Origin of the sequence: Aeromonas sp. 603079 (assembly GCF_049172135.1) — a bacterium.
Taxonomy (GTDB): Bacteria; Pseudomonadota; Gammaproteobacteria; order Enterobacterales; family Aeromonadaceae; genus Aeromonas; species Aeromonas veronii.
Window position 1 is genome coordinate 1 of sequence record NZ_JAAKPX010000029.1, and the last position, 25,199, is coordinate 25,199.

General features: G+C 54.6%; 23 protein-coding genes. 2 read left to right on the forward strand and 21 right to left on the reverse strand.

Going from position 1 to position 25,199, the window contains the following annotated elements:
* Positions 1 to 15: 15 nt before the first annotated feature.
* The 9 genes from G5287_RS18690 to G5287_RS18730 all read right to left on the reverse strand — a co-directional run bounded on the left by G5287_RS18690 (position 16) and on the right by G5287_RS18730 (position 9,616).
* On the reverse strand, positions 16 to 720 hold the full coding sequence (locus G5287_RS18690; RefSeq protein WP_421231705.1) for a hypothetical protein: 705 nt from the start codon (positions 718 to 720) through the stop codon (positions 16 to 18).
* 183 nt (positions 721 to 903) lie between these two features.
* On the reverse strand, positions 904 to 2,163 hold the full coding sequence (gene wecC / locus G5287_RS18695; RefSeq protein ID WP_421231706.1) for a UDP-N-acetyl-D-mannosamine dehydrogenase: 1,260 nt from the start codon (positions 2,161 to 2,163) through the stop codon (positions 904 to 906).
* 70 nt (positions 2,164 to 2,233) lie between these two features.
* Positions 2,234 to 3,409 carry a non-hydrolyzing UDP-N-acetylglucosamine 2-epimerase gene (gene wecB / locus G5287_RS18700; RefSeq protein ID WP_216953360.1) on the reverse strand — a complete coding sequence of 392 codons (1,176 nt, stop codon included), beginning with the start codon at positions 3,407 to 3,409 and terminating at the stop codon, positions 2,234 to 2,236.
* 48 nt (positions 3,410 to 3,457) lie between these two features.
* Positions 3,458 to 4,450: a CgeB family protein gene (locus G5287_RS18705; RefSeq protein ID WP_254204259.1), complete on the reverse strand. Its 993-nt coding sequence runs from the start codon at positions 4,448 to 4,450 to the stop codon at positions 3,458 to 3,460.
* A gap of 226 nt (positions 4,451 to 4,676) precedes the next feature.
* On the reverse strand, positions 4,677 to 5,903 hold the full coding sequence (locus G5287_RS18710; protein WP_216953359.1) for a sugar transporter: 1,227 nt from the start codon (positions 5,901 to 5,903) through the stop codon (positions 4,677 to 4,679).
* A 15-nt stretch (positions 5,904 to 5,918) separates the two neighbouring features.
* Complete coding sequence (locus tag G5287_RS18715; RefSeq protein WP_201989227.1) at positions 5,919 to 6,569, reverse strand: ABC transporter ATP-binding protein; 651 nt, start codon at positions 6,567 to 6,569, stop codon at positions 5,919 to 5,921.
* Positions 6,570 to 6,580: 11 nt separating this feature from the next.
* Positions 6,581 to 7,381 (reverse strand): ABC transporter permease, encoded by an 801-nt coding sequence (locus tag G5287_RS18720; RefSeq protein ID WP_216953358.1) that lies wholly within the window; start codon positions 7,379 to 7,381, stop codon positions 6,581 to 6,583.
* Between the two features lie 65 nt (positions 7,382 to 7,446).
* Positions 7,447 to 9,255, reverse strand: coding sequence for a polysaccharide biosynthesis/export family protein (locus G5287_RS18725; RefSeq protein WP_266135642.1), 1,809 nt, complete (start codon positions 9,253 to 9,255; stop codon positions 7,447 to 7,449).
* Positions 9,242 to 9,616 (reverse strand): hypothetical protein, encoded by a 375-nt coding sequence (locus G5287_RS18730; RefSeq protein WP_201996467.1) that lies wholly within the window; start codon positions 9,614 to 9,616, stop codon positions 9,242 to 9,244. Before G5287_RS18730 ends, G5287_RS18725 begins: the two co-directional genes overlap by 14 nt.
* Positions 9,617 to 10,787: 1,171 nt before the next feature.
* Between G5287_RS18730 and G5287_RS18735 the strand changes: the two genes are divergently transcribed.
* Positions 10,788 to 11,312: an acyloxyacyl hydrolase gene (locus tag G5287_RS18735; protein ID WP_421206598.1), complete on the forward strand. Its 525-nt coding sequence runs from the start codon at positions 10,788 to 10,790 to the stop codon at positions 11,310 to 11,312.
* Between the two features lie 169 nt (positions 11,313 to 11,481).
* Here the strand turns inward: G5287_RS18735 and G5287_RS18740 are convergent, their stop codons facing one another.
* The 11 genes from G5287_RS18740 to G5287_RS18790 all read right to left on the reverse strand — a co-directional run bounded on the left by G5287_RS18740 (position 11,482) and on the right by G5287_RS18790 (position 22,493).
* Complete coding sequence (locus G5287_RS18740) at positions 11,482 to 12,978, reverse strand: C69 family dipeptidase (protein WP_421231707.1); 1,497 nt, start codon at positions 12,976 to 12,978, stop codon at positions 11,482 to 11,484.
* 456 nt (positions 12,979 to 13,434) lie between these two features.
* Positions 13,435 to 14,070 (reverse strand): maleylacetoacetate isomerase, encoded by a 636-nt coding sequence (maiA, locus tag G5287_RS18745; RefSeq protein ID WP_167558274.1) that lies wholly within the window; start codon positions 14,068 to 14,070, stop codon positions 13,435 to 13,437.
* 139 nt (positions 14,071 to 14,209) lie between these two features.
* Positions 14,210 to 15,205, reverse strand: a complete 996-nt coding sequence (locus G5287_RS18750; protein ID WP_179902021.1) for a fumarylacetoacetate hydrolase family protein — start codon at positions 15,203 to 15,205, stop codon at positions 14,210 to 14,212.
* Positions 15,206 to 15,215: 10 nt separating this feature from the next.
* Complete coding sequence (locus G5287_RS18755; RefSeq protein ID WP_421231708.1) at positions 15,216 to 16,367, reverse strand: homogentisate 1,2-dioxygenase; 1,152 nt, start codon at positions 16,365 to 16,367, stop codon at positions 15,216 to 15,218.
* On the reverse strand, positions 16,360 to 17,496 hold the full coding sequence (gene hppD / locus G5287_RS18760; protein WP_421231709.1) for a 4-hydroxyphenylpyruvate dioxygenase: 1,137 nt from the start codon (positions 17,494 to 17,496) through the stop codon (positions 16,360 to 16,362). The genes G5287_RS18755 and hppD overlap by 8 nt, the downstream gene beginning before the upstream one ends.
* A gap of 224 nt (positions 17,497 to 17,720) precedes the next feature.
* Positions 17,721 to 18,389, reverse strand: a complete 669-nt coding sequence (locus G5287_RS18765; RefSeq protein WP_421231710.1) for an HAD family hydrolase — start codon at positions 18,387 to 18,389, stop codon at positions 17,721 to 17,723.
* Between the two features lie 26 nt (positions 18,390 to 18,415).
* A complete protein-coding gene (locus G5287_RS18770; protein ID WP_421231711.1) occupies positions 18,416 to 19,075 on the reverse strand; it encodes a TIGR01621 family pseudouridine synthase in 660 nt (219 codons plus the stop codon).
* 176 nt (positions 19,076 to 19,251) lie between these two features.
* On the reverse strand, positions 19,252 to 19,944 hold the full coding sequence (locus G5287_RS18775) for an ABC transporter permease (RefSeq protein WP_005337302.1): 693 nt from the start codon (positions 19,942 to 19,944) through the stop codon (positions 19,252 to 19,254).
* A 3-nt stretch (positions 19,945 to 19,947) separates the two neighbouring features.
* A complete protein-coding gene (locus G5287_RS18780; protein WP_005352911.1) occupies positions 19,948 to 20,688 on the reverse strand; it encodes an ABC transporter permease in 741 nt (246 codons plus the stop codon).
* Between the two features lie 211 nt (positions 20,689 to 20,899).
* Complete coding sequence (locus tag G5287_RS18785; RefSeq protein WP_005337307.1) at positions 20,900 to 21,673, reverse strand: ABC transporter substrate-binding protein; 774 nt, start codon at positions 21,671 to 21,673, stop codon at positions 20,900 to 20,902.
* 49 nt (positions 21,674 to 21,722) lie between these two features.
* Positions 21,723 to 22,493: an ABC transporter ATP-binding protein gene (locus tag G5287_RS18790; RefSeq protein WP_005337310.1), complete on the reverse strand. Its 771-nt coding sequence runs from the start codon at positions 22,491 to 22,493 to the stop codon at positions 21,723 to 21,725.
* A gap of 533 nt (positions 22,494 to 23,026) precedes the next feature.
* On the opposite strand from G5287_RS18790, the gene G5287_RS18795 reads away from it, so the two are divergent.
* Positions 23,027 to 23,929 carry a lysine exporter LysO family protein gene (locus G5287_RS18795; RefSeq protein ID WP_421173029.1) on the forward strand — a complete coding sequence of 301 codons (903 nt, stop codon included), beginning with the start codon at positions 23,027 to 23,029 and terminating at the stop codon, positions 23,927 to 23,929.
* 103 nt (positions 23,930 to 24,032) lie between these two features.
* Here the strand turns inward: G5287_RS18795 and iadA are convergent, their stop codons facing one another.
* Positions 24,033 to 25,163 (reverse strand): beta-aspartyl-peptidase, encoded by a 1,131-nt coding sequence (iadA, locus tag G5287_RS18800; protein WP_421231712.1) that lies wholly within the window; start codon positions 25,161 to 25,163, stop codon positions 24,033 to 24,035.
* Positions 25,164 to 25,199: the final 36 nt, after the last annotated feature.

Here is a 25,199-nt window from a genome sequence, read left to right on the forward strand (position 1 = left end):
CATTTTTTATTACTCTTATTGAGGATGGTGTTGATATAGGCTGTTCATCACTCCAACCACGTTCATCAAATAAAAAACCTGGTTATCAATAAATATATCTCCATGATTTTTCCATGCATGGAATCCTAATCTTATCTTTTGCACATCCTTGGATACGTTGAATTCACTATAAGGCTTTCTAGAATCAACATATCTATAATAACCAACCGCTTTAGAATGATAAAGATCATGTTTTTTGGATGTTATATTATTATTTTTATTATCATAAATTTCTACACGCATTACCGCTTGCTCATGATTTTTTATATCATCAATGCTCTCGGTAAATAGTCTATGCAGAACGCTGAATGTTTTGAGCTTATCAAGACTGAACTCATACCATAAAACGTTCTTATCGAGGCGAATAGGATTTATTCCTAACTTACAAAAATTAACCAATGGTATATCAATGTTATGGTTTTTCGTTGCGGAAATAGATGAGTTTATCCTTTCATCTTGCCGCTTTATCTCAGATTTGATATTAAGAATCTTACTAGGTAATTTTATAAGTGCACTAAAGCTCCCTTTTGACTTGATAAGTGCATTTCCAAGTCTATAGGAATAGCTATTTTTTAACTTTTCATTGATGACTCTGATTGTCTCTAATTCACTAAGTGCCTTCTCATACTCGACAACTAGTTTGTTAAGCTGAGAAGATGTCTGTTCTATATTTTCTTTCATCACAGTCCCGTAAAAATATCTCATGCTCACTTATAATATTAGAAGCATTTATATGAATAAACCTTAAAGAAAGTGAGTGATTGACAATGTTAATATATTACTTTAAATAGTACATACACTATAATCACTCACTATTGCTTAGACTAAGTTGACTAATCTAGTTAGGTATTTATAACTGAGTGATCATATTGAGACAGCATTCACGACATCGATAAACTTGGCTGAATTAATATCTGACCTCTGGATACCAATAAACCCTTTATGCTTGACAAGAATCAATACAACATCTGCCTGTTGTAATGCATTAGACAAAGATACCAAGGTGACATTGTTGCGATTTTCCAATACAGCAGGCAATGTTTCGATATTCGGTTCCACCGCCAGAATTTGATAGGCAGGGTTGTTGGCCAAGGTCTTGGTGATATCCAGCGCCGGGCTCTCGCGCAGATCGTCGATATCCGGTTTGAAGGCCAGACCCAGACAGGCAATTTTCGGGTTGCTCAGGCCGGCAACCGCTTTTTCCACCTGCTCCACCACATAGTGCGGCTTGTAGTCGTTGACCAGGCGAGCTTGATGGATGATTTTGGCAGTGTCAGGATTCTGATTGACGATAAACCAGGGATCGACTGCGATGCAGTGGCCCCCCACGCCGCAACCCGGTTGCAGGATATTGACGCGCGGGTGACGGTTGGCCAAGGAGATCAGCTCCCATACATTGATACCTTGCTGGTCACAGATCAGCGACAGTTCGTTGGCAAAGGCGATATTGACATCACGGAAAGCGTTCTCGGTCAGCTTGCTCATCTCGGCGGTGCGCGCTTCGGTGGCAATGCACTCACCCTTCTTGACAAACATCTTGTAGACCTGAGTGGCGGCTTCGGTACTGGCCTTGTCCATGCCACCGATGATGCGATCGTTCTCCACCAGCTCGCGGATCACCTGACCGGGCAACACGCGCTCCGGGCAGTGGGCAACAAAGATGTCAGGGGTCTGGCCTTCTGCCACTGTGTGCGGGAAGGTCAGATCGCTGCGCTCTTCGGCCAGCCATTTGGCCATCTGTTCGGTGGCCCCCACCGGAGAAGTGGACTCCAGCACCACCAGATTGCCTTTCTCCAGCATGGGTGCCAGGGCACGGGAAGCACTCTCGATATATTTCAGATCCGGTTCGTGATCTTCACCCTTGAACGGAGTCGGTACGGCAATCAGGAAGGCATCCGCTTTCTGCGGGCAGGTATGGGCGCTCAGGTGGCCATCCTGCACCGCTTGCTTGACCAAATCTTCCAGGCCCGGTTCCACGATATGGATCTTGCCCTGGTTGATGGTATCTACCGCATGCTGGTTGACATCGACTCCGATAACCCGAATGCCGTTGCTGGCGATGACTGCAGCTGTTGGCAAACCGATATAACCCAGACCAACGACGGAGATGGTTTCAAATTTCATTATTTTGTGCTCTCAAAAGTAAAAAAGGGACATAATGCATGCCCCCAAGGACAGGTATGTAATCTGTAAATCAGGCCACTTGCAGGCTGCTGTCAATCTGCTGACCGAGGGCGCCGCTCAGACCGATGACGGCCTCGACGATGCGCTGACTGGTTCTGCCATCCCCATAGGGGTTGTTGGCATGGCTCATCACCTGGTAGGCCAGCTCGTCATCCAGCAGGCGAACGGTTTCTGCAACGATCGTCTCGTCACAGGTCCCCACCAGACGAACTGTTCCGGCCTTGACAGCAGCAGGACGCTCTGTGGTGTCTCGCATGCACAGCACCGGTTTGCCCAGGGTGGGTGCCTCTTCCTGAATACCGCCCGAGTCGGTCAGGATCAGGTAGCTCTGCTTCATCAGATAGACGAACGGCAGGTAATCTTGCGGCTCGATCAGATGCACATTGTCGAGCCCCTTGAGGTTGCGGTTGACCGGCTCTTGTACGTTGGGGTTGAGATGAACCGGATAGACGATTTGCACATCATCCCGCTGGGCCAGCACGGAGAGCGCCTTGCAGATCCGTTCAAAGCCATCACCGTGATTCTCGCGGCGATGACCGGTGACCAGGATCAGCTTCTTGCTCTTGTCGAGGAAAGGGAAGCGCGCGGCCAGCTCAGCCTTCATGCCATGGTTTTTATCAATGCGTTGGGAAACCTCAATCAGGGCGTCGATCACCGAGTTACCGGTGACGAAGATGGTCTCCGGAGCGATGTTCTCCATGATGAGGTTTTTCAGCGAGCTGATCGTCGGGGTGTAGTGTTGATCGGCGATGCCGCCAGTCAAACGACGCATCCCCTCTTCCGGCCAGGGAGAGTAGATGTTGCCGGTGCGCAGCCCAGCTTCAACATGGCCAACTGCGATACGGTGGTAGTAGGCAGCCAGTGTCGCCGCAAACGACGTAGCCGTGTCACCGTGCACCAGAATGCGGTCCGGTTTGAACTCGGCAAAAACAGGTTTGAGCCCCTGCAAGATGGCGGTCGTGACATCGGTCAGATCCTGGCCCGGCTTCATGATGTTGAGATCATATTCCGGCTCAATTTCGAACAGGTTGAGAACCTGATCCAGCATCTCCCGGTGTTGCCCGGTAACACAAACCCTGACGTCAACCTTGCGATTAGCCTGGAAAGCCTTGACGATAGGGGCCATCTTGATGGCTTCCGGTCTGGTACCAAAAACGATCAATACTCGCTGCGCCTTAATTGGCATAATAATCACTCCCGTGTGAGCTAATTGGTTTTATCTATCCGAAATTAACTAATAAAGACTGAGTTCACTGTTGAGCTGTGTCAGCCTGTGTTGCCAGGTGTGTTGGGCCAGCACGATTTCCATCGCGTTTTGACCCAATTCGTCTCTTAGTCGAACATTATTTTGTAATTGTTCACACCATTCGCGCGCCGCAGCACCATCCTGCACTGCGACAATGCTCTTGCCAAAAATGTTATCCATGGCGATCGAAGGGGTGCTGATAATAGGGCAGCCAGCAGCGGCCAATTCAAACACCCGACGGGATAGCATTGTTGAAGATTGACTAATCGTATTGAAGTTTAAATATATTTGATATTTCTGATATGCCTTGGCAACCGACATTTGAGTGATCGCAGGTTTACAGTAAGGTTGTAGTTGCTCAGGATAGCTGCAGCCATTTCCCTTCTGCCAAAACCGGTCAAAAATAATCAGTTTTTTATCTCGCAATGCCAGAAGAATATCTTCTTGAGCCCTGCTTCGCTCAGCCAGCTCATTACCATAATAGCCCCCCAGAAATGCGACCTCCGGACCCCGCACTCCCTTCTCTGCAGGGTGATACCAGCGTGGCTGGGCAGCAAACATCAGCACACCGACATGCTGAAAACGCTGATGGGGGAGCGCATGATAGCGCCTCAGTGAGCCGGAATCCGTAGTGTATACCACATCAAACAACGCGGCCGCATCAGCAAAGCGTTCGAAGTGAAACGGATCCTCTTTGTTCCAGAAAATTGTTGTGATTTTCCGCTTGTGGCAGAATTCCAGCAACCTGCGTAGCTCTGGTTTATTGGGCGAACTATGGGCATAACTGGCTATTTTCCCTTTCCAGCTATCTTTATAACCACGCCAGGCTGATTCGACAAATAAAAAGTCAGGTTTGAAAAACCTTAACTTCCATTGCCAATCTATCGGTGTTATTTGAATTAAATCTGCGTCTGGAGCCAAACTGAATGTAGTAAACTGGTCGGCCACTAAAGCAATACATGGTCGTTTATTATTGCCCAAAGAAATTGTTCCACATATATAATTAAGTGAAAATTATAGCCACCTATTATCTACATAGCGTGGAATATGAACAGCATGCAGGTTTTATCAAAAACCAATAAGTTTTTATAAAGTCGTTGCTTGGCTATATTCTGACAGGCAGACCTCAATCCTCAACGTTATCTCTTTGGCAGATGATATTCTCATCTGCCAAGAATACAGATCTGACCTATCTTGCATCACCTTATCAATCCTGGTGTTCACGCAAGGTCGCCAACCCCATAACAATCAGGCCATAGAAGAGGCAAAGCAGAACACCAATTGTGACCAGGTTATACAAGCGACGTGGGTATTCGGCTTCTTCCGCCAAGGTTGGCTTCGTCACAACCAGCAGGTGTTTCAGCTTGCGATATGCCTCAACGCGGGCTTGCTCCAGACTGATAAGGCCCGTCTTGTAGAGATCAGCAGCCAGAGTGGCCTGGGTTTTCAGATCCATATATTGGGCAGTGATTTCGTTCATTGCCTCAGGTGCCACCTGAGTGCCAGCACCGGCATCATTGGTGGTCAATTTCGCCTTTTCCTGTTTCAGTTGCTTGCTTAACGCATCAACACGACTTTGCACCGATACCACCCCTGGTGCGCTCTCTTTCATATAACTGCGCAATTGCTTCAGTTCTGCCTGCTGGCGCACCAGCTCGGCTTCAATTTCACTGACCACACCAAGGCGTGCAGTGCTGGTCGATTCCGGGCTGATTAGCTGATGGCTATTTTGAAACGCCAGTACCTTGGCTTTCTCTGCCTGCAAGCGTTGATGGGAACGGTTAACCTCTTGCTCGACAAATGCGAGCTGATCCATGGCGACCTGGTGGCCCAGCTTGTTGATAAAACCTTCCGCCTCTTTCAGCATCATGCTCACTACCTGCTGGCCATATACGGGATCAAAAGCCTGCAATTCGATAGTTAATACCCCGGAGAGTTCATCAAGACGCAAGGTCAGGTGATCACGGTAATATTCAAGAAACTCTTCGCGGGTCGCCTCCCCCGATAAACGGGAGAAGAAGTCGGCATCATGGCTTTGGTAGTGCGCTTTGAGCGCCAATTCGCGATCCAGCTTGGCCAGCAGATCCCAAGAGCGCAGGTACTCTTGTACCAGCAATACGTCCTGATGATTGCTACCACCCAGCCCCAGCATAGACAGGGCATCGGGCAACATTTTGATTTGATCTGCCTGCTTGATAATGATGTCACTTCGGCTGACATAACGGTCTGAAGCAATCCCGCCAAAATAGATCGATGCCATGGTAAAGCAGGCTACAACCCACAAAAAGCTGCCCAGTTTCAGACTCTGTTGCCAAGACCTGTGGGCGATTTTATAACCGTTGGAATCAATGAAGAAACGCTTCGGCTCTTTGCCAAGTTTGCGAAGCTTCCGCACGAAGCGTGATGGCTTTTCAATTCTGATAGGTTGTGTCATGTTTAATTGTGCTTATTATAGATTTTGATAAATACGGATCGCATCGTCGATATTGTCAAATACCTCCAATCTGCTATTTCGTAATAAAATACCCATATCACACTGCTGACGCAGGTTTTTCATATCGTGCGACACCATAATCAGGCTGGCAGTTTCACGTTTCTGGTTAAAAACATCGATACACTTCTGCTTAAAACGAGCGTCCCCCACCGAAGTGATTTCGTCAGTCAGATAGATATCGAAATCAAAGGCCATGCTAACCGCAAAGGAAAATTTGGAACGCATACCACTGGAGTATCCCTTGATTGGCAGCTCGAAATGCTGACCGATTTCCGAGAACTCCTTGACCCACTCCTCAACAGCAGCCGTCTCGCGCACCCCATGAATACGGCAAACAAAACGGGTATTTTCACGCCCCGTCATGCTGCCCTGAAAGCCCCCCCCCAATGCCAGTGGCCAGGAGACCCGGCAATGCCGGCTCACCTTGCCACGGTTGGGCATATCCATGCCCCCGAGCAGTCGTAGCAGGGTCGATTTGCCCGCCCCGTTGACCCCCAGAATGCCGATATTGCGATCCTGGGGCAAAGTGAGCGAGACATCGCGCAGCACATAATTACGGCCAAATTTGGTCGGGTAGTACTTGGTAACAGAATCAAGAACGATCATCTGGTTTCACTTTAACTTGCAATCAAGCGACGGTGGCTTAACCGATAGCAACTCATGGCAAAGGTGAGCAGTATCAGGGTGACAGCCGCTAGATACTCCCAACTGACATATGGGCTGCTATAGCCGGCAATCCAGCCACTGCGAATCAGCTCGAGGGCATGCACCAGCGGATTCCATAAAAACCAATGCCTATATTGGGCCGGAATAGTGGCCAGCGGGTACATGACACAAGAGATAAACATCAATGGCATCATCAGCAGACCGAGAAACTTGTCGGCCTCTTGCATCAGGTTGCAGATCACACAAAAAACAATACCGAGAGAAAACGAGAATATCATCAGCAGCAGATAGATAAGTATCACCTGCAGCGGATCGGCGGGGATGGCATCAAAGCCCAGCCAGAGTAACCCTAGGACCAGTATTACTCCCACCATCATCCCCACCATGCTTTCGAGCATAAAACGAGCGATGAAGGTTGAGAATGGGGTGACCTGACGGTAGCAAAACAGCCCCATATTGGAGCTAACTGCCGTTTGCAGTTTGCTCACCACATTTTTAAAAAAGAGAAAAGGCAGATACCCTGCGGTGATAAAGAGTGGTGCTGGCGCTCCGCCAAATCCGCTATGACCGCGCAAGCCAAAGATCAGGCTAAAGGCACCGATCATCAGCAGAGGGTCCAGTAGTGCCCAAGCATAACCCAACCGATAACTACCAAAGCGGGTTTTAAGCTCACGAATAAGCAGGCCAAAGACAACATCTCGCAACACCTGCAGGGATGTGCGCGGCGTTTGATTAAGAATCGGTTTATTCATTAGTTCGCTTTACCCATAGCAGACTCGCCCGTTGGCGAGTCTGCTTTTTCTCATCAAGAAGCGGCTTACTTAATTGCTACGTTAGCAGCCACGGCGATCTGATAGATGATTTGGGTAATATCCTTGACCGATTGCATGGTTTTGCTGTCGACCTTGGGCAACACCAGGATCTGATCACCGGGCTGGACACTCCCCTTATCTTTAAACTCCACCAACCCGTTGGCATGAACCACGGCAATCCGCTGGTCATTCGCACGCTCGGTAAATCCACCCGCCCAGGCCACATAGTCATCGAGAGTTGCATTGGCGTTATAGACCACAGCTTGCGGCATCAATACTTCCCCACCGACCTGGATCAGGTCCGTTCTGTTCGGTATGACAATCTGGTCACCCTGTTCCAACTGAATGTTCGCAACAATCCCCTTGTCTGCGACCACCACCTTGCCAAGAGGCTGGATTTTTCTGGCCTTTTCGACAAAGCGCATCACCAGTTCAGCCTCTTTGGCACGGATCGACGCTTCACCATCCGAGCTGGCAGGAGCAGTAAACACACTGCGTTCCAACCGGTTGAGCGACTCTTCCAACATCTCTTTTTGCCGCGCAGCGACACTCTTGCGCATCAGGTAGATGGATTGGTAATCGGCAAGCTGTGGGTCAATGGGAATATGGTTGAGCAGCTCATGCAGTTTGGTCTGCTTGCGCACAGTGAAATATGAGGGCCCCATATAGCTACCAGCGACCTGCACATCATAAACCTGTGCATGCATGTCATCATTGAACAAGACTTTGTCACCATCCTTAAGCTGGAGGCTGGCAAAATCCTTGTAAGGTAAATAGATGGAGAATGGACCACTTGGACGGTCACCTATCACCCCGACATGACTCACCTTGGCAAGCGGCAGTGCGTAGTTAACCAGCTCCGAGCCTAGCGTATTACGCTGAGTCAATTCGAAACGGAAGGGATTACGAACCTTGCCCGCAACATTTATCATCGGGCCCTGTGGCTCTACCAGGATGACATCCTGATCTTTAAAAGAGAGCTTGGGCATTTTGCCCTGCTGCATGAATTCATACAGATCGATTTTTTGGATGACCTGATTCTGGCGTAATACCTTTATTTGACGATAGCTGCCGCGCTCCGAGTCGATCCCCCCAGCCCGCTTTAGAAAATAGAGCACACTGTCAGAGGATTGACCCGCATACTGGCCTGGCCGTATTACCGGGCCAGTGACAAACACACTCACGGGAGTTGTTGTCAGCAGGTTGACGTAGATATTGACATTATTTGTAAAAACATCGCCAATCCTGCTGGTCACCAGATTATTGACCTGGCTGGCAGGTACATTCTTGACATTTATCGGGCCGACATCAGGGATGAAAATATTGCCCTGATTATCTACCGTCACTACATTTGAAAAATTGACGGCACCCCAGATCCAGATATTAAGCTTGTCCCCTGGCGCTATCAGATAATTGTCATTCAAGCCATCGCTGCGTTCGGTCTCATAGCCACCGGCAAACAGATTGGCGCCATAGGGAGGAGGTAATCCAGCCTCTGCCAGGGGCAGTAATTTACGTACATCTGCCTCACCGGGTAACAACATCCCTTGACGATTCTGTTGAGTAAAACTCCCGGTCGTTGAACTTGTGTTGGCCTGCCCACTCAGTGCTGCTTGACCACCAAGCTGGGTGCCGGTGTTTTCAGCAGCCTTTCCTGAAAGGGTGTAACCAAATGATGATCCATTTGCTTGCGCTAAATCCGGGGCGGCAATGGCCATGGTTGCGCAGGATGTACTGATGAGAAACAGAAGTGTGCCGAGCTGATAAATTTTCATTTTGTTCAAAACATGTGCCTTCATTTTATTGCTCAGCAAGAAGGTTGCTGACAGAGGTCTGTTCCAGTTGAGGTATCAGATACCATTGTTCTTCAGTCTTGCATGCCGCGCGCCTTTGCGAATGGCCTTGCATGCTGTTAAACAACAACTCAACGCACTCAAGACCCAGAGCCGAAACATAGCGTTGCCCCAGGGTATAGGTAACATTGTTTCTACTGAATGCAGCGCCTTGTGGCAGTGTATTCAGCGCCTGCTGCAGATCGGGAGGCATGGCATACAATTCAGTAGCAACTGACGGGTTGACGAGAGGACGAGACGCTTCTACCTGCTTTGGCTCATATGCACAGCCACCAACTTGTATGGCTAACGATATGGCCAATAACCGGGTTGCAAAATTCATGTGTCAATATTTCCCATGGAGTCAAGTGTTGATCTGTTAAAGCCAGGTCGCCTTATGGTCTGGCAACGCTATTGCCGATCGACTCATTATCTTTCATGACCAAAAAACGAACTGACATGTGGCTGTTCATCCCCAGCCCTGCAACTGCAAAAGCGGGTTTTGAGTTCCTCATCAACAGACAATCTGCCGAGACTGCGAAGCGATACCAGGCAGTCTGAACAAGAGGGCTTTGCTCAAAAAATTACCATTTACAGCACACATTTCAGAATGTTCTGAGTGAATCGAGCAAGACACGATATATGATGGATCTCAGACAGAACAGCAATAGTCTCATCAGAAGTAGGCATGAGCTCTAAAATGAGCAATGCTGCTCAATTGCTGTAAAGATGTAGCGATGTTGATGCGAAACACTGTTTTTTTGCCATAGCTACCGCACGGCAATGACATCTTCCCGGACAAAAAACAGACAAAATGGATGTAAAACTAAAACAGGAGGGAAAATAACGATACCTGCCAGCTCAAAAAGCAGACAGAAATTGATTGCAATGTAAGCACCCACCCCGTGCATGAGAACGTCACAATGTGACGTATATCATACTTATTCTCATTTTTTTCGAATGCTATCAATAAGCCACAATTGGGTCAACACTCAAAAAACTCACCTGCATTCTTCACACGACAAGGAGGGACACAAGACTCTGTTTTTAAAAGATTTACGCTCAAAGCAACATTGGTAATAAATGTATTCGCACGGTGTAAATATTTTTGACGACAAGCAAGATTAATTTAGAAATTTCTTAATTATCCCTCGCTCCTCCAAAAAGAAATTAATTTTTTGCGAGTCACATCCATTGAACTTTCAATTAAAATATGGTTAGCAATACTTTATTCGAGTTCGGCAACCTCTCTGATATCCCCATCAATCCACTCAGCCATTGCCTGAAAAGTGACCGCCATTAACATCACACATAACAAACTGTTCAAATAACGTTCAGGCAGACTCCGTTTTTCCCCCGTTATTGAGAACATAAAAGCGATAGACCATTTATTCGCCAACATGGTTTTTTTTAGTTTTTCTGGCCGTGATTGACAGGGTTATTGCCTGTTGACTATGCCTGATATGTGTCCGATTGAATCGGCACCACAGGGTCTCAACGACATTGGAGGGGGCATGGACGCTAACACTCTATCAAGGATTGGCCTGCTGGTTTCACTGCTCACCAGCACAGGGGCCGTGGCCAATGACAATGTTCTTGCCCTGCAGCTGGGCAAGGCGTTCAGCAATGAAAAGCTTGACATCAAGATCGCCGATGCCAAGTTTCACCACATGTTCTGGCGCTGGGGAGACTCGGCCTGTCAATTTGGATTGGGAGTGCGTGGCGGTACCCTCAAGGTAGAAGATGAAGAGACAGCAAGACTGGGAGGCGGTGCCCGTATCGAATGCCAATGGGGTAACTGGGTGACCTGGATCCCCGGCGAAATGGTCTGGCTCGATCAGTATCAATTTGGCACCCGCGGCCACGGCTACAAGGATTACGGCGGTCCCTTGCAGTTCGCTCTGGGTATCGGCCTCGGTTACGCCATCACCAAGAATTGGCTGATCGGCTATCAGTATGAGCACATGTCCAACGCCTATATGTATGACAAGAACCCGGGGCTGGACAGCCATACCCTCCATATCGAGTACCGTTTTTAGCCAGACAGGCTTCGTCGTGCTCATCTGAACACTCTGCAAAAAAGCCTTCACTCCCGTGAAGGCTTTTCGTTATGTCGTCTTCTGATAACAAAGGTGACAGTGAGAAGATCACCATACTCAAGACATGGATGACGACACGCTCTGCCGCCTTACCACATCATGGGGGCAATCAGTCCTTTTTCGCCTTGTTGGCGAAGAAGATATCGGCCTGAATATCCTGGGTGCGTACAGTGAAGATCTGGTTGGTGAGATCTTCGGTCAGCGTTTCCGCCTCCTTCATCACCCGCAGATTGAAGTCGTTGAGCATGCTGTTAGCGGCGGCCTTGTCGGTTTTGACCGTTTTCAGGTAGCTGGCTTCCATCTCTTTCTGCTCTTTGGCGATCTTCGCCTCCCAGCTCTGGTACGCCTGCTTCACTATGGGGGCCAATTTGGGGTAATCGGTCATCACCAGGGTCTGCAGCTTGCGATATTTCCAGTAGATGGAGTCGCTGTCGGCCTTGTCGCTACCCATGGCATAGTGGGCCGGATAGGCTTCCAGACCGCTGTAGTAGGGAACGAAGGCGGTCAAGTCCGCCATGCCGAGGCCCACATAGGTCACCTCCCCCACCTCACGCGGCATCCAGGGGCGTACCTGCATCACGTGGGACTCGTAGGTGCGGAACACACTGACAGGGCGCCACGGCTCCTGACCGTTCAACCCCTTGCTGTAGGGATCGTGCTCGGTGCCGTCATAGTGATTGCGCAGCACCGCCTTGACCTCCTCCAGCGTCATCTTCTTCTCGGGGGCGAGGGTGACCGGGAACTGACGACCGGCATCCACCGCCTGCTTGAGCGAGGGGTTGAACATCTGCTGGATGGTCCAGACCCGCGGATCGTTATAGGTGCGGTCCCGCTCGTCATCGCGGGTATAGGCTTTCGAGAAGTTGAACGCCCCATCCTTTTGCGGATGGTAGAGCCCCTTCTCGGTGGCAAATTTGATCAGATTCTTCGATCCCATCATATCGGCACTGGCGGGATCGTACTGCTGCAAGCGGCCCTGATTGCCGGTGGCAAAGTAGTGATTTTTCGGCAGACGCTGCGCCATCCAGTGATGGCCGGTGGCAGTCTCCAGATACCAGAGCTCGTTATCATCCACCACGGCGACACCAAATCCCTCCCCAGCACCAATGGTCTCGATGATGTTGCCAAGCAACGAGATCGCCTCGCGGGCCGATGTGGACCGGGAGAGCAACACATCGGGAATGTCATCCTCGGTGATCCCCTTATCTTCCACATAGGGGTCAAAGGCGAGCGCTTCGGGTGAGGCAAAAATGGACTCGGTGCCGCTCACCCCTACCCCCTTCTCATTGAACCCGGTGGCGCCATGCAGCTGGGTCTTCCAGTTCGGTACCGTGGTATAGCGCAGGGAGTTTTTCGGCAAGGGGTAGCTGAAATCATTGGCGCCATTGTGAGCCTTGGAGCTGTGCATACCGCTCTGCCCCTGCTTGGCCGGATGGATCACGAAATGCTGGGCTTTCAGGGCATCGCTGTCGGCGCTGCGGGCCACCATCATGGAGCCATCGGCGCTGGCTTCACTGCCGACCAGCAAGGTGGTACAGGCGAACGCCGACGAGAAGAGAGCAAGGTTGATGGAGAGTGCGACGACGCACTTTTTGAAGGAATACATGAGATCTCCTTGTTGCACAGAGTGGTTGCAAATAAGCGGTGGCGCGCCAGTCAACCTGCCGCTGTCACAAGGGATCTGCGCGGTGACACGGGCGGGCAGTGCGGGCCATCAAACCGTAAACACGAAAAAGAGCAGTGCGAATAAACCATGGAAACCAGGGAGGTAGCCAGGCCCCCTGATAGGCGACCTGTGCGCATTTCTGCTTTCCGCTGTCCCGCTGGCGTGGCGATACTAGGCCCAATCAACTGACTTGAGTGTGACTGACAGCCCAAAACACCAACAATAAAGACTCAATCGATGCAAAATGTTGATAAGTGTGACAAGTGCAGGATCCTTGGCGACATTCAGCCGTCAACACAAGGCACGCAAGGCGCATACAGAAGGGAAATAAAGAGATGAGGAGATATAACGCGCGGGATGGCGTGCTGACGCCATCCCGCGATTCAAGTCAGTAGGTCACTGCGCATCCGGCTGGTTGGCGGGGGCGGCCTTGATAAAGGCTTGCAACTGTTCGCAGTTGGCGACGATGCGGCGGATGGTGGGGTAATCGTCCAGGGTCATGTCGTAGCGGCGGGCGTTGTAGACCTGGGGCACCAACATGCAGTCGGCCAGGGTCACTTCGTTGCCGACGCAGTAGACACCGGCGGTGGTCATCAACAGCTGTTCGAGGGCGGTGAAGGTCTCGTCAATCCAGTGGCGATACCAGCGAGCCTCCTGCTCGTTGTTGGCCCTGAAGTGCTCTTCCAGATAGTTGAGTACCCGCAGATTGTTGAGCGGGTGAATATCGCATGCGATCATGTTGACGATCTGGCGCACCCGAGCCCGCGCGTCGGGGGAAGAGGGCATCAGTGAGTAGGCGGGATAGGTCTCGTCGAGGTACTCCATGATGGCGACCGACTGACCGATCTGCACATCGCCATCCACCAGAAACGGCACCAGCCCTTGCGGATTGAGCCGGCGATAGGCCTTCTCGCTCTGCTCGCCTTGCCGCAAATTGATGGGATGCTGCTCGTAGGCGAGCCCCTTGAGCTGCAACACGATCCGCACCCGAAAACTTGCCGACGAACGCCAATAGCCAAACAACTGAAACATAATCTGTCCCTGCATCTTATCTGGGCCCGAAGCCCGGCAGGTGCTCACCACCTGCCTCCTTGTGTATCCGGCACCGGTTGAGGGCTCGTCGTGATCCGGACATATCCCGAATATCCTTGCCGCCAACCGGCGCTTGCCATCAACCTCCCTGACCGCTCGCTGGCACCACCTGTTGAGAGATGGTGCCAAACAGGTTTTGGCCAGAGCGATCTTCCATCGCGATCGACACTCTATCACCAAACTGCAAATAGGGGGTTATAGCTTGATCACAATCAAGAATTTCCAGCATGCGGCGCTCGGCGATGCAGGATGAACCGGCGCTGCGATCGTAGTTGGAGACGGTGCCGGAGCCGATGATGCAGCCCGCACCAAGGGGGCGGGTCTTGGCCGCATGGGCAATAAGCTCGAAGAAGTTGAAGGTCATGTCCACCCCGGCTTCGGGCGCACCAAACAGGGCACCGTTGAGGTGGGTCAGAAGCGGCAGATGCACTTTGCCATCACGCCAGTCATCGCCCAGCTCGTCCGGGGTGATGGCCACCGGCGAGAAGGCGCTGGATGGTTTGGACTGGAAGAAGCCAAAGCCCTTGGCCAGCTCCCCCGGGATCAGGTTGCGCAGGCTCACGTCGTTGACCAGCATCAGCAGCTTGACATGACTGGCGGCCCCCTGCGGGCTCACCCCCATCGGCACGTCGTCGGTGATGATGGCGACTTCCGACTCGAAATCGATCCCCCACTCTTCCGAACCCATGACAATCGGCCCACGAGGGGCGAGGAAGCTGTCGGAGCCCCCCTGATACATCAGCGGATCGTGCCAGAAGCTCTCCGGCATCTCGGCGCCGCGCGCCTTGCGCACCAGCTCCACATGGTTGACGTAGGCGCTGCCATCGGCCCACTGATAGGCGCGCGGCAGCGGAGAGAGGCAAGACGCTTCGTCAAAGGGGAACGCCTCGGCCACGCGGCCCTCGTTAAGCTGCTGATAGACAGCCTCCAGCCTAGGGGCAACCTCGGCCCACTCGTCGAGGGCGGCCTGCAAAGTCGGGGCAATCTCGCTCACCCGTACCGCACGGGTCAGATCCCGGCTCACCACCACCAAAGCGCCATCGCGCTTGCCATTGTTCAATGTTGCCAATTTCATAAGCGATTCCTTATTTGCCGGCAGCAGCGTCCGGGCGCTGCCAGCTGGAGACATACCGGGTGTTCTCGATCCCTTCGCACAGACTGCCAACGTTCAGCGCATCGCGGGTATCGAGCATGACCGCCACCTCGTCGGTGAACTTCTTGGCATAGGCCTGCCCTGCCGCAAACGCCTTGGGATGGGGGCCGTGGGTGAAACCGGCGGGATGGAAGGTGACCATGCCCCGCTCGATATTGTCCCGGCTGAAGAAGTCCCCTGCGTGGTAAAAGAGCACCTCGTCGTAATCATCATTGCTGTGATAGAAGGGCACCTTGAGGGCGCCGGGATCGCTCTCGATGGGGCGCGGCACGAAGGTACAGATGACAAAGCGGCTCGCCACAAAGGTCGAATGAGCCGACGGCGGCAGATGGTAGCGGTGGCTCATCAGCGGGCGGATATCCCGCCAGTTGAGGCGCACCACGCACAAGTCGCCGTGCCACCCTTGCGCATCCAGCGGGTTGAAGGGCCAGGTGATGACCGACACCTGATCGTGGCGCTTCACCTGCAGCGACCATGGATTCTCATCCTGCTGGGCCAAAAAGCGTTCGTTGATGGCAGGCACATCCAGCGCCGCCGGGTCGAAGATGGCGTGATTGCCCACCAGCCCCTTGTCCGGCAGCTGGTAGCTGTCGTTGGTCGCCTCGATCATCAGGATGAACAGGGGCGCCGTCGGCTCGATGCGCCACATGGTGCCGCGGGGGATCACCACGTAGTCGCCGTCCCGCAGAGTCAGGTGGCCGTAGTCGCAGAAGAACTCACCGCCCCCCTCGTGGATAAAGAGCAGCTCGTCGCCGTCAGCGTTGCGCACCAGAAACGGCATCGCCTCGGAGAGCCGCCAGATGCGATAGCGGCAATGGGGGTTGCTAAGAATGTCGGGGGCCACCCAAGGGGAGAGCGAGCTTACCTCCTCCTGGAGGGCATTCAAGTCAAACAGCCGTGGCCGCAGCGGCCCCTCCCAACTGCTCCAGTCGGTGGGGGCATGCTTGTGGTGCATGTGGGTGGCGGGGCCGAAAAAGCCGCTGCGCCCCAGTTCGCGCTCATAGATGGCCTGCTCCGGCAGATCGGCATGGGCCTGTCGGGAGTGAGTCCCCTCCCGATAGGGGAAGTTAATCCAGTTACGCATTGCTCGCTCCCTCTTTGCGGGCACCCTTCCCATCCTCGCCGCCATCCAGCACGCCACGGCGGATCTGGTCCAGCTCGATCGATTCAAACAGCGCCTTGAAATTGCCCTCACCAAACCCTTCGTTGCCCTTGCGCTGGATGATCTCGAAGAAGACCGGCCCTATCACGGTATCGGTGAAGATCTGCAGCAAGATGCCATCCTTGGTGGGGGAGCCGTCGATGAGGATGCGCAGCTCTTTGAGGGCCGCCAGATCCTCCTGATGCCCCTCGACCCGACTGTTCACCTTCTCGTAGTAGGTATCCGGGGTCGGCATAAAGCCGGTACCGCGGCTGCGCAGGGTGCGGATGGTGTGGTAGATATCGCTGGAGGCCATGGCGATGTGCTGGATCCCCTCCCCCTTGTACTGACGCAGGTACTCCTCAATCTGGGACTTGTCATCCGCCGACTCGTTGATGGGGATACGGATCTTGCCGCAGGGGGCGGTCATGGCACGGGAGTGCAGCCCGGTCAGCTTGCCCTCGATATCGAAGTAGCGAATTTCGCGGAAGTTGCCGATCCGCTCGTAGAAATTGGACCAGACATCCATATTGCCGCGATGGACGTTGTGGGTCAGGTGATCGATCTCCATAAGACCGGCATCCACCTCCGCCATCCGGGCCTGCCAGTCGGGGTAGAAGACAAAATCCACGTCATAAATGGAGCCTTTGTCGCCGTAGCGGTCGACAAAGGAGAGCGTGCTCTCGCCGATACCGTAGATGGCGGGAATATTGAGCTCCATCGGGCCAATCTTGCCGACAAAGGGCTTGGCCCCCTTGGCGATGGCGAACTGCTGGGCCTTGCCCGCATCACTTACCCGAAACGCCATGCCGCAAACGCTCGGCCCATGCAGGCTGGCAAACTGCTCCGCTTGGGAGTGAGGCTCGGCATTGACCACGAAGTTGATATCCCCCTGCCGGTAGAGCCAGCACTGCTTGTGTATGTGCTTGGCGACCTCGGCAAACCCGAGCGAAACAAACAGGCTCTTGAGGGCGGCAATCCCCTTGGCATCGGGGGCCGTGTACTCGACAAACTCGAAACCGTCTGTGCCTAACGGATTGATGGTATGGGTGGCGGAAGAGGTGGCATTCATCGGGCGCTCCTTGCTCTTGATTCGGTTAAAACGGATTGCGGCACCCAGCGGCGCGGCAAGTGTTAACAACTTGTTTCATTAGAAGCAGGGCGTAGCAGGAAGAGAAGAGGCGAGATGCAGATAGTTTTTCGCAGCTGGCAGCAAAGAATGTAAATGGATTGTGACATTCAAGCCGCAGCCTTGCGGATCAAACGGTAATGACCCGCAGGGCTGTCAGCTTTGCCTTACAGTTGCCAGTTTTTAACCATCAGATGGGGCAAGCAGGCCCGGGCCTTTTGCAGTCGCACAGGCGTCGGATTGATCAGCCACGCCTCTTTCCCCAACCCCAGCAGTGGCAGATCGTGCAGGCTGTCGCTCAAGGCCAGCTCGGCATTGAGGGCGCAAATCTCCGGCAGCAGCTTGTGCTGGCCGTGGCAATAGAAGCGCGGCATCAGGCCGCCAAAACGGTAGTGCATCTGCGAGCCAATGATCCTGTGGGGCAACTGGCCGGGCAGTTGCTGATAGAGCTGGGCTCGCACCAGCGCGCAGGGACTGGCGGAGATCACCCAGCAGCGCGCCCCCTCCCGTTGCAACAATTCGCGAGCCTGACAAAACAGCCCCGGCCTCGTGCGGCAATAGGCGCGCACCAGCTTGCGCCAGCCGAGAGGAGAGAGCCCCAACGTGATGGCCCACCAGATAAGGGAGATACCGCGCCGCCGCTGGCTGGGAAGAAGATAGACCAAGCCACCCAGCGCAATCACTGGCAACAGCAGCAGCGGCCAGATCCGGCGGCGCAGGATATAGCGCAGCAGGCCGGCGTGGCTGTCGCCGGGGGCCAGGGTGTCGTCAAAGTCGGCCAGGATCCAGCGCGGCGCACGTCCGTCAGGATCACGCTCTTTCGCTGAATGGATCATGGTGTCAGACGCTGGGCGCATCAGCATCAGGGCGCAAGGGCTGCGATGGCTGCCGTGAGCTCGGGAGTGACAAATTCACTCTCCACATCGGGCGGGCAGACAAAGTCGAACGGCTCGCCCGCCAGGGTAAAACTCAGTCGCCAGGCATGCAGATAGCCGCGATCGGCTGGCGTACCGCCATAGCGCTCATCCCCGAGAATGGGGGCGCCGATACTTTTGAGGGCAACCCGGATCTGGTGGGTTTTGCCGGTCTGGGGCTTGATGCGATAGAGCCGCAGCCCCTCGCGCACCGACACCGAATCAAACCAGCTGATGGCGGGGTTTTCCAGCGTGCGAGCCAGCATCCAGCTGCCACCGCGCCCCTTTTGCATATCCCCCTTCACCCAGCCCTGCTTTTTCTTGGGTTTGCGATCGGAGAGCGCCAGATACTGCTTGCTCACCTCACGGGCCGCAAAAGCCATGCTCAGCTCGCGATTCGCCTCCGTGGTGCGGGCCAGCAGCACCAGGCCGGAGGTCATCTTGTCGAGCCGGTGCACCGGATAGAGAGTGAGCCCGGTATCGGCCTTCACGCGATTGACCAGTCCCGGATTGACCGAATCACCGTCGCCCTTCTCGTCGTGCATGCCGATGCCGGGCTGCTTGTCGATAACCAGGAAAGCGGGATGCTCAAACAATATCCGGTACATAAAACCTCGGGAACTGGGGGATAAGGCACGCAGCCAACGGTTGGCGGCGCTCGGGAGTGCTGCATTCTCCCTGCTCGGTCGCCATTTGGCAAACCGGGCGGGGAGAGGATGAAGATGAAAAATGACCCCGCCTGCAACAGGCGGGGCCATTTTCGCTCATCTTGGCAGATCACACCTTACACATTGCGCGGGCGCAGGTGGGCGTGCCAGCGCGCTTCCCACTTCTTGAACAGCCAGACGATGACAAAGGTGAGCAGCATATAGAGCAGCCCTGCGGTCAAAAACGCCTCGAACGGACTGTAGTAGCGGGAGTTGATGATCCGCGCCGCGCCGGTCAGATCGACGATGGTGATGATGCCCGCCACCGCCGAGCCTTGCAGCATGAAGATCACCTCGTTGCTGTAAGCCGGCAGTGCCCGACGAAACGAGTTGGGCAAAATGATCCGGGTCAGAGTCTGCCAGCGGGTCATGCCAAAGGCGTTGGCTGCCTCAATCTGGCCACGCGGCATATTGTGTACCGCCCCGCGCACGATCTCGGCGGTATAGGCGGCGGTATTGAGGGTGAAAGCCAGCAGCGCACAGAACCAGGCTTCGGAGAAGAGCGACCAGGCGGCACTGTTCTTCAGCCACTCCCACTGGGCGGCGCCGTAGTAGATGATAAAGAGCTGCACCAGCAGCGGGGTGCCGCGAAAGAAGTAGATATAGGCCCAGATCGGCCCCTTGATCAGCCAGTTGCGGCTATTGCGCAGGATGCCCATGGGCACCGCCAGCATCAACCCAAGGATCAGAGAGAGGGCCACCAGCCAGACGGTGGTATAGAGCCCCTCCCAGTAGGTGGGCCACTCTTTGAGAATGATTGAGAAATCCATGGCTTACCTCGTCTTGATGGCATAGTGACGCTCGGCCCACTTGAGCGCCGAGGTGGAGACTGCGGTGAAGATCAGGAAGATCAGCGCCACCGCCATGTAGAAGGTGAAGGGTTGCTGGGTCGAGCCCGCCGCCAGCGAGGCTTTGCGCACCATGTCATCAAGGCCGATGATGGAGACCAGCGCGGTGGTTTTCAGCAGCACCAGCCAGTTGTTGCCAAACCCCGGCAAAGCGTGGCGCATCATCTGGGGGAAGAGGATCCGCACAAACACCTGGGTTGCCCGCATGCCAAAGGCCCGTGCGGCCTCCAGCTCGCCTTTGTCCACCGCCAGAATGGCGCCGCGAAAGGTCTCGGTCATGTAGGCGCCGAAGATAAAACCGATGGTCGCGACACCGGCCACAAAGGGGCTGATGTCGATATAGTCCGGCAGCAGGGAGACCCACTCCTGATTGGGATTGCTCTCCAGTAACCAGCTGTTGTAAGTCTCGTTGACCCAGGTGCAGATGCCGTTGATCAGCACCTGGCCGCCAAAGAAGAGCAGCATCATCAGCACCAGATCGGGGATGCCGCGAATGATGGTGGTGTAGCCAGTGGCGATGGCCCTGGCCCACTTGTAGGGAGAGAGTTTGGCCAGCGCCCCCAGCATCCCCAGCAGCAACGCCAGCAGCAGGGAGGCCAGCGCCACTTCCAGGGTGACCCAGGCGCCCTCCAGCAGCGAGGCTTCGTATCCTTTCAAATCAAACATATGCAGCTCCATCGCCACTGAATCTTCACGCACCTGCTAACCAGAAGGCTCCATAGCAGTCCGAATGAAATATGTGCAGCTCCATTGCAATCAATGCGGGCCCGTAAACTCCCTCAGGGAGGTGACGGGCCCGATGACTACTGACGGGATCAACCTGTCGTTACTTGCCGTAGACGTCTTTGGACTTACTCGCCGTAAACGTCTCTTTGTTTTACTCTCCGTAAACGTCGAACTCGAAGTACTTGTCGTTGATTTCCTTGTACTTGCCGTTGGCACGCAGCGCCAGAATGGCGGCGTTGAATTTCTCTTTCAGATCCTTGTCAGCCTTGCGCACCGCAATACCGGCACCCTCGCCAAACCACTTGGGATCGGTCAGTTTCGGGCCGACGAATTCGAAGGCATCACCGCCCTCTTTCTTCAGCAGACCGTCGGTGATGGCGGCAGAGTCGGCCAGCACATAGTCCACACGACCGGATTTCAGATCGAGATAGGCTTCATCGGCGGTGCCGTAACGCTTGATGGTGGCGTTGGGGAAGTTGTCGGTAATAAAGGTATCCATGGAGGTCGCACGCTGCACCGCGACGGACTTGCCTTCCATAAAGGCTTTGTCGAGCTGCACATCAGTGCCCTTCTTGGCGGCAAAGCGGGCCGGAATGTGCTGGTACTTCTGGGTGAAGTCCACCTTCTTCTTGCGCTCTTCTGTGATGTCCATGGTGGCGATAATGGCGTCAAACTTGCGTGACAGCAGCGCCGGAATGATGCCGTCCCAGTCCTGCTTGACCAGGGTGCACTTCACTTTCATCTCTTCGCACAGGGCGTTGGCGATGTCGATATCAAAGCCTTTCACCTCGCCACTGGGCTCGGTCCAGGAGAAGGGGGGATAGGCACCCTCAACCCCGATACGCACCTCTTTCCACTCCTTGGCCATCAGGCTACCGGACGCGAGGGCAGTGACTACGGCTGTCGCCAGCATCAGCTTGTTCATGTATCTCTCCTTGATAAAACAGTTGATTGGGTAACCAGGCATCCCGCCATCAGTAGATGGAGGAGATGAATTGCTTGAACCGCTCGGATTTGGGATGGGCGAAAATCTCCTTGGGGTTGCCCTCCTCTTCCACCCGCCCCTGATGCAAAAACATCACCTTGTTCGATACATCCCGGGCAAACGACATCTCGTGGGTCACCACCAGCATGGTGCGTCCCTCTTCGGCCAGCTCGCGCATCAGGCCAAGTACTTCTCCCACCAGCTCGGGATCCAGCGCCGAGGTGGGTTCGTCAAACAGCATCACCTCGGGCTCTACCGCCAGCGCACGGGCAATGGCGGCCCGCTGCTGCTGACCACCGGAGAGGTGACCGGGATAGTAGTCGCGCCGCTCCCAGAGTCCAACCCGGTTGAGCAGTTGCTCTGCCTTGGCCAGTGCTTCGGCGCGAGGCACCTTGAGCACCTGGATCGGCACTTCGATGATGTTCTGCATGATGGTCATGTGTGACCAGAGATTGAAACTTTGAAACACCATGGCCAGTCGGCTGCGGATCCGCTCCACCTGACGCATATCCTCGGGCAACCGCTCGCCGGCGCGGCTGGTTTTCATCCGGATCAACTCGCCATGGAGCGAGACGGTGCCGGATGAGGGGGTTTCAAGCAGATTGATACAGCGAAGAAAGGTCGACTTCCCCGAGCCGGAGGAGCCGATAAGGGAGATCACATCCCCCTTGTGGGCGGTCATGTCGATGCCCTTGAGCACTTCGTGGGTGCCAAAATATTTGTGCAGATCACGTACTTCCAGTGCGGCAACGTCGCTCATCCATTACAACCTTGTCTGTCCCTAGACGCCGCAGGGGCGTGACTCAACCACCGTCCATTTAACAAAAAGTTAACCGATGGCAACCTTCAGCGAAAATATCACCCGGATAGTGAAAAAACAATACAGAACGAGGGTCTTCAGAGGATTCGCTCTATTTTTATTCGCTCTTTGCGTATTTTTCAGCACTTTGTTTGCATAAACAGCCGTTTCAATGGCTGTTCCGATACCGCCTTTTTATACCCCAATCATATCAGTGGCAAGAGAAAAGCGTGATGTGTGCCAAACCGGCACCAAAATGGCTTTATGCAGACCCTTGCAGAGCGAAATATCAGACCCCAAGATCGGATCAACTTGATTTCATTGGTGCACTCGGGCTCGCACAGAACCTTATCAAACAGAGAGGTTGTGGCAAAAAAGTAACAATTAGCCCCCAAAAGGGCTGTTTTTGACCATGAAAGCGAGAGATATGTGACACAGAGCCAATAAGTAATGATAAGGTGGTGTTTTTATCAGTTTTTGTGATCGAGGCCTCGATGCTGCTCAATGTGTTGCTGATCCTGTTGCCACTGGCAATCGGCTATCTGATCCCCCTCTCCTCTGCCCGGCTGATCAAGCTGGTCAACCAGAGTCTGGGCAAGATGGTCTACCTCATTCTGTTTCTGATGGGGCTCGGGCTTGCCTATGTGGAGAACCTGGGCAGCAATCTGGCGGTGATCTTCAAGGTCGCCGGGGTGATGCTGACCGCGATCACGCTCTGCAACCTGTTGGCCCTCTGGTGGCTCGACAAGCGCACGCCGCCGACCCACGAGGCGAACGATGCAAAGATGCCGGGCAAGCTACACCTGCTGTGGGAATCCCTGCAGCTCTGCTTTGTGGTGCTCGGCGGTGTGCTGCTCGGGCTGCTGGTGGATCTGCGCGCACTGCCCATCGACAAGTGGAGCGAGTGGGCCCTGATGCTGCTGCTGTTTCTCATCGGGGTGCAGATGCGCAACTCCGGCATGCGGCTGCGCCAGATCCTGCTCAACCCCTGGGGGATGAAGATAGCCGCCACCGTCATCCTCAGCAGCTGGCTTGGCAGCCTGCTGGCGGCCCAATTGCTGGGCATGCCCTTTGCCCATGGTCTGGCGATGAGCTCGAGCTTCGGCTGGTATTCGCTCTCCGGCATTCTGGTAGCCGACAAACTGGGGCCGGTGCTCGGTTCTGCTGCCTTTATCAACGATCTTGGGCGCGAGCTTATCGCCATTCTGATCATCCCGGTCCTGATGCGACGCCACCCCTCGGCAGCCATCGGTTACGGCGGCGCCACGGCGCTGGACTTCACCCTGCCGGTCATCCAGAAATCAGGGGGCATTCAGGTGGTGCCGGTGGCCATTGTCTCCGGCTTTATCCTGAGCCTGCTCGGCCCCATCCTGATCCTCGGGTTTCTGGCGATCTAAGCCTGATTTCCACATTGCAGATCAAAAAGCCCGACCTTGTTGTCGGGCTTTGGCTGTTTGGAGCAACCACGCACTCGCACTGACTACGATATTACCCGCAGCCTTATTTGCGCCACTGGCCGCCACTCATCACCCGTTCGATAGCAAACGTCCGGTCGTGCACCAGCAGCAGATCCGCATCCTGCCCGACCCCGATACGCCCCTTGCTGCCAAGCCCCAGCGCCTGCGCCGGATTGCTCGTCACCACGGCCAACGCCCTCTCCAGCGAGACACCGAGCCGGGTCGCGCGCACGCACTGCTGCCACAGGCTGGCAATCTGGCCGCAGCGCATCTCGATTAGCCGCCCTTCGCCATCAAAGCGCGGCAGGCTGGCGTTGGCATCCGAGCTGAAGGTGATGCGATCGGCAGGCACATTGGCGGCCAGCAGCTCGAGAAACGCATCGGCGGCAAGCCGCTCGCCATCCTCCAGCAGATCGGGAAAGCTCGAGGTGGTGAGGTCGACCCAACCTCCCGCCTTGCCCCACTCGATGGCCTCGGCAAAGAGCCAGGGGTTGCGGTTGCAGTGAGTGGGATAGAGCTGGCGCAGCGGAATGTCAGTCTCATCGCGCAGGGCCCGCAGGGGGGCCAATGCCCCCTTGCCATCCCCGACATGGAAGAAGCTGATCCCGCTCTTGCCCGCAAGCAGCCCGGCTACTCGCGCCTCGCTGGCAAGCCTGGCCAGCTCATCGTGGGTCGGCGCGCTGGATCTGTGGTCACTGATGGCCACCTCCCCCACCCCCAATACCTCGGGGATCAGGATGATGTCCGACTCCACCGTGCCGGTCAGGGTCTTGATCGGCAGATGGTAGGAGCCGGTATACATAAAAGCGCTCACCCCGGCGGCGCGAAACTCGCGCACCTTGCCGAGCACCTGCACGGGAGTGCGGGTCAGGCTGTCGGTGCCAAGCGCCGCCACCAGGGTGGTGACGCCGGCCTTGAGCGCCTCGCTCGCCGCCAGCTCAGGGGTGCGAAAAGCAAAGCCCCCCTCACCGCCACCGCCGGTGATATGGGCCAGCGGATCCACCAACCCGGGTACCAGATAGCGGCCTCGACCATCGACCCTGTGCAGCGGCCAGTTTGTGGGCACCGTCAACCCCTTGCCCATCCAGGCGATACGGCCATCGGCCACCAGCAGATCCTGCTGGCCAAGGTGGGTGGGGCTGAAGATCTCGGCCCCCTCGATCAGGGTCAACATGGCGATCCTCCTTGCACGATTGTCGCTTGCCCAATG